The 5331-nt window shown below is 57.6% G+C and carries 6 protein-coding genes and 1 pseudogene; 2 read left to right on the forward strand and 5 right to left on the reverse strand.

Annotated features, from left to right (window positions below; genetic code table 11):
• Nucleotides 1-115: 115 nt before the first annotated feature.
• The 5 genes from NW843_RS02590 to NW843_RS02610 all read right to left on the reverse strand — a co-directional run bounded on the left by NW843_RS02590 (nucleotide 116) and on the right by NW843_RS02610 (nucleotide 3527).
• Nucleotides 116-1015: a DMT family transporter gene (locus tag NW843_RS02590; RefSeq protein ID WP_414522031.1), complete on the reverse strand. Its 900-nt coding sequence runs from the start codon at nucleotides 1013-1015 to the stop codon at nucleotides 116-118.
• Nucleotides 1015-1380: a hypothetical protein gene (locus NW843_RS02595; protein ID WP_011432431.1), complete on the reverse strand. Its 366-nt coding sequence runs from the start codon at nucleotides 1378-1380 to the stop codon at nucleotides 1015-1017. Before NW843_RS02595 ends, NW843_RS02590 begins: the two co-directional genes overlap by 1 nt.
• A gap of 60 nt (nucleotides 1381-1440) precedes the next feature.
• Entirely contained in the window at nucleotides 1441-1719 is a 279-nt protein-coding gene (locus tag NW843_RS02600) for a hypothetical protein (RefSeq protein WP_414342915.1), read from the reverse strand.
• A 114-nt stretch (nucleotides 1720-1833) separates the two neighbouring features.
• Nucleotides 1834-2910 carry a leishmanolysin-related zinc metalloendopeptidase gene (locus tag NW843_RS02605; protein ID WP_414522032.1) on the reverse strand — a complete coding sequence of 359 codons (1077 nt, stop codon included), beginning with the start codon at nucleotides 2908-2910 and terminating at the stop codon, nucleotides 1834-1836.
• 146 nt (nucleotides 2911-3056) lie between these two features.
• Entirely contained in the window at nucleotides 3057-3527 is a 471-nt protein-coding gene (locus NW843_RS02610) for a hypothetical protein (protein ID WP_414331929.1), read from the reverse strand.
• 592 nt (nucleotides 3528-4119) lie between these two features.
• Between NW843_RS02610 and NW843_RS02615 the strand changes: the two genes are divergently transcribed.
• Together NW843_RS02615 and NW843_RS02620 are read left to right on the forward strand one after the other, a co-directional pair.
• Nucleotides 4120-5088 (forward strand): isopenicillin N synthase family dioxygenase, encoded by a 969-nt coding sequence (locus NW843_RS02615; protein WP_414522033.1) that lies wholly within the window; start codon nucleotides 4120-4122, stop codon nucleotides 5086-5088.
• Nucleotides 5089-5106: 18 nt separating this feature from the next.
• A pseudogene (locus tag NW843_RS02620) lies at nucleotides 5107-5331 on the forward strand (hypothetical protein); the annotation flags it as partial.

A 5331-nucleotide genomic window follows, 5' to 3' on the forward strand; every position in this document is an offset into this window, starting at 1 on the left:
TTCAGCAAAGTTCAGGGTTTTGGGGGTTAGAGGCATGCTCTGCACCGCTAACGCGATAGGACTCCGTCCCGCTGGCGCGATAGGACTCCGTCCCGCTGGCGCGAACGCAACCGCCTCAGGACAGAACAGGATCCGCGGGGGGCTTTTCCCTATGGGATCCCCACAGGTTACTCGCCAAGATCAAGCCCAGGCCCACCACAGATCCCAGCGCAATCCTCTCGCCCAACAGCACCGCAATCAACCCCAACGACAAAAAGGGCGTCACATACACCCAGTTGGCCAGGGATCCCCGGTGGCCCGCCAACTCCAGAGCCCGCAGCCAAAATACAAAAGTCAGGCCCATCTCCGCCAGACCAATGTAAGCTGCCCAACCCAGCCCGGCAAGGCTCCAAGAGACCTCCTGAAACGGCAGCAGTAGCAGGCCATAGAGGCTGCCGAAGAGAAACCCCATAAACAGCTTCAGCACCGCATCTCGCCCATCCCGCACATTGAGCAGCCAGTAGAGCGCCCAGAGTCCAGAGCTGCCCACCGCCAGCAGCACCCCCCAGGGATCCCCCGCCTGCAAGGTGCCCCAGGATCCCCCCGTAGCCACCAGCACCACCCCCAGCAGGCTCACCCCCAAGGCCAACACCAGCCGCCAACGGAAGCGCTCTCCCAGCAGCGGCACCGCCAGAAGAGCCAGCACCAGCGGCCAAGTGTAATTCAGAGCCATCGCCGCCTGAGCCGACAGACGGTCATAAGCCTGGAACAACACCCCATAGTAGCCGAAGGGGTTGAGCAGCCCCTGAAGGGCCGACAGGCGGATTTGGGATCCCTTCTGCTTGCCGAGGAACCCTGCCCGCCCTGTAACCACCAAAACGATCCCCAGGATCAGGCAAGAGCTAAAGGCCGAAAAAATCAGCAAGACCGTCGGCGACAGGTGCTGCAACCCAAACTTAAAAGCGCTGGCAGCCGTAGCCCAGCCCAAGATGGCCGCCGCCAGGTAAGCATATGCTCGCCAGGGATCCCTGCCCATCAAAAGCTGTCGAGATGGTGCTCCGCACCGCTACCGCCGTCCTCTGGCTTCGACTTAGCTCCGGTGGGAAGGCCCAGCCGCGGTGCCACCACCCAGGCGTAGAGCAGGTAGCCCAACCCCGCCACCACCGCCCACCTGAGAACAGTGCCGAAAACCCGGAAGAACAGCCCAACTAGAAGAATACAGCCCAGAATGGCGAAGACCGTCACCAGTGGACGCCCCCAAGTCTCAATCCAAGCTCGAACGGCACTTTTCCCCCGAGACGCAACGGATGTTCCCGACTCCCGAGAGGCTGCAGCCGCCTGCTCCAGTTCACGCTCAAGCTGTTTCAGCCGTTCTTGTTCTGAGAAAGAGAGATCGGACATAGAGAGCAGTCTCCAGCGGTGTCACCTCCATCTTACGAGCTGCTCCCGAAGATGGGCAGACTAAGCCCGCGCCGAAGGGATCTCCTGAACCATAGCCCGGAACACATCCAAAGCCGGGCCAGGGCGACGGTTAGGACGCGGAGCCGAGATCTCATTGGGCACAAAAGGCTTCTCCACCACCACCTTGGGCTTGTTGGCAGGAACAGCTGTAGCCACCGGAGCAGAGCTGGGGGAAGCCGGTGCAGGACGAAAAGGCCCGGTAACAAAATCCACCAAGCCGCCGAAGAGAATGCCGAAGAAGGAGAACAGGCCGCCGAAAAGCTTTTTGAGGATACCCATGGCTCATTGCAAAGAAATGAGGTGAGAGATTGTCGAAGTTGTGAAGTTGTACAACTTGACCTTCATTATTGTTAAGAAGCAGCATCTTGGCCATGAGTAGATATACTCCTTTTCTTAGGCCTGGGGATCCCCCACCCGCCTGCCCTCGGCGTCAAATCGCTGTAGGGGCAGGATCAACTCCAGCTCCTGCAGTTCCAAAGGCTGAGGGATCCCTCTACTGCGCCCCAAAGCAAAGCCATCCGCCGCTGCTGGATTCACCTCATAGCCGATATCTGCCATTGCTCCCACCGTGAGAATGCTCAAGGGGTTGGCTACCCCCCGGTCGATGCGGCTGGTCATCAGCTCGCGGCCCAAGACATTCTCCCGCCAATGGGAATCTCGGGATCCCTCCCCAAACTCGTTTTCTAAAGGAACAGAGGGCGCGTTTCCTCCCAGCGTGGCGAAGGCGCTGACCGCCCTGGGGCCGATGAAGCGGGGATCGTAGCCAGGGGGCGTAGGCTGATCCCGTCCCACCAAGCCCACCGTTAGCCCCTTGGGATCCCAGACGATGGGCAAGAAGCCCAAGGCATGGCCCAACTCGTGCAGGGCAGTAATGGGCAGATCCCCTCGTTCTTCCAGGGCAGATAGATTTTGACTGTTGAACAGAACTACGGAGTAAAAAGGCAGACCATTAGAGGCCCGTACAAAACAGGGAGCAGCTCCCCCCAAAATTCGCTCGTCGCCGAGATTTCTGGCCCGCACCTCCACCAACAGATCGTCGATGGGGAAATTGAGTGGCGTGCTGGGAAACCCTCGATCGCATTCGTCGGCCCGAATAGTGGTGGGGGGCAGATCCGGCTGGTCGCCAACGATGAGCTGTTGCCAGCGCAGAGCAGCACTGCGGATGATCGACTGCTGGGTGGGGGTGAGACTGTTGTCGGGAAAGCGAACGTCAATGGTGAACTGGGAAGCAGGGGCAGCCGTCGGCAAGGGCAAAGAGGTAGGAACGACAGTCGGAGTAGAGGTGAGAACGACAGTTGGAGTAGAAGTGGGAATGACGGTTGGAATGGGAGTGGGAATGACACTCACAGAAGAGGAGCCACCACTTCCCCCGCAGGCCTTGAGCGCCAGTACCAGAAGCACAGCCACCAGGGATCCAAGCAGGCGCAGGCCCCACACTCTGCCCAAAAGCAGTCGCTGCCTTGAATTCACACCACCTCCCAAAAAGCCCCATGACCCAAGTGGATCATACCGGCTGCAACCATCCTCCCGAGCATGATTTGCGTCACACCGCACCGGTCAACTTCAAGGCCAGGAAGAGATGGGTTTGGAGGTCTATATTTTCAGGTCAGGATCTCTCAATCTGAGGAGTCGGAAGAGTTTTCCTCTTCTATGCCCCAGCCCGCAGCCAAAACATCCACCGCTGCCCGCAGCGCCTGGTTATCCCCCAAGAGCTCCTCGGGATCCGAACGCGGCTCCACCAGGGGAACCAAGCGCAGAATACGTCCGTCCTGAACCAAGTCGATAACCACGCCCGGCTGCTCCTTGCCCAGGTTGGCAATCTCTTCTTCGGAAGCGGGATCCCGCAGACAGGCATAGTCAAAGCTGTTCACATTTAAGTAGAGGCTACGGTTTACCACCAGTGTGGCAGCAGTGGGATCCTGAAAAACATCCACCACGCAGCCTTCCCCCTGCTTCCGTACCGAGCCATCGACGATATCAAAGTAGCGAACACGGGCCAAATCGGATAGCAGTCGGTAAATATCCCGCTTGTTCACCAGAGTTCCCGTATTCACAATACAGGGGGCACAGGGATGAGTGTCTGTCATAGAGCAGTCGGTCTCGAAAGGTCAATAGATTGAGAGCAAGCAAAGGAAAGCAAAATCAATAGTGTCTGCAAACCATCTCCGAAAACATCAGTCCTCGGCAATTCTAGGCGCGGTTATAGCTGACAAGCAACAGAGACCCCAACTTAATCCCTAACTTCACAAAAACTTTAATCGGCTAAAGAGGGAAGAAGTAGCCTGCCCTGCCTTACCAAGTTAAGCCACTGCAACAACAGAACAACTCCCTCCATTTCGCCTACCCAGCGCTCAAACTGCTCTTGGGGAAAACTCAGTCATAACTTTGCTTTTATCGACTCTATCACAGCCTTCCCGAAAAGGGCACAGGTCACTACTAATCGCTACTAAGGTGCAATCTCCAGACAAAAGGGACAGAGGCTGTCCGGCAGGATTCTACCTGCATCTTGTGGGAAGGCAAGTAGCTGAGCAGCTTTAGACTCTAGATATTGTAGATGAACCCCGAACAGACCGTCTTCGATTCAGAACTCTCCCCTTGGCTTCTTAGGAAGGATAGCATAGGGTACCAAGCCCGCTGCCTAGAAATAGCGTTGACTCTTCGCCGGAGACGACTTTTGCCGTGGTAACCACTCCCCAACGCCAGACTCTGCCGGTTGTCGATTTTGCCGCCTTCCAGAAAGGAACGGCAGGTGAGCGGGAGCAGTTTGTCCGCCAGGTGGGGGAAGCCCTGCAGCAGATTGGCTTTTTTGCCTTGGTCAACCATGGCCTATCGCCGGAATTGATCCGGGAAGCCTATGAAGCCGCAGAAGCCGTTTTTCTTTTGCCAGAGCCAACCAAGAGAGCCTATGAGGATCCGGCCCTGCTGGGGCAACGAGGGTACACCCACTTCGGCAAAGAACATGCCAAAAATCACCCCTACCCTGACTTGAAAGAGTTTTGGCACATCGGGCGCGAAGGGGATCCCCACCTTCCTGCCAACATCTGGCCTCGGGAGGTGCCCCAATTTCGCAGGGTGATGCTAGAGCTGTTCGCCCAATTGGAAACCTGTGCCCAGGGACTGTTGCAAGCAATCTCTCTGTATCTGGGGGAGCCTGCCGAATACCTGCCCAAAGCGGCGGAAGGAGGAGCCAATCTCTTGCGGGTGATTCATTATCCGCCGATCCCTGCTGAAGCCCCTCCCCAGAGTTTACGAGCTGCAGCCCATGAAGACATCAACTTGATCACGCTCTTGTGTGAAGCCACCGCGCCAGGGCTAGAACTTCTGCAACGAGATGGATCTTGGCTGCCCATTTCGGCTCTGCCCGGTCAGATCATTGTCGATGCCGGGGATATGCTGCAAAACCTCACCAATGGCCTGCTGCGCAGCACCACCCATCGGGTGACCAACCCCGACAACCCCCAAGAGCGCCGCTTTTCCATTCCCTTCTTTGTGCATCCGCGTGCAGAAGTGGATCTCACACCCTTGCCGACTTGTGTGGCCCGCACCGGCGGGATCCCTCGGTTTCCTTCCCTGACTGCCGGAGAATACTTGGCCCAGCGGTTGAGGGAAATCGGCCTGGCCGAGGCAGGATCCCCGCCCCAGCATTGATCCCAACTGTGGGTCTCTATGGTTCGGATCCCGGCCTTGCCCTACGAGTATGAAGTTCCCGGCCTGTCTCAGTTGGCCCTGGTGATCATCGATATGCAGCGAGATTTCCTGGAACCAGGCGGCTTTGGGGAAATGTTGGGCAATGATGTCACCCAACTGGGATCCATTGTGCCCACCCTGGAGGAACTGCTGGACTTCTGTCGTCAGCTAGAAATCGCAGGAGCCCCGCACTGTACCCGTAGG

The sequence above is a fragment of the Synechococcus sp. R5-12 genome (assembly GCF_047502655.1).
GTDB lineage: Bacteria > Cyanobacteriota > Cyanobacteriia > Thermostichales > Thermostichaceae > Thermostichus.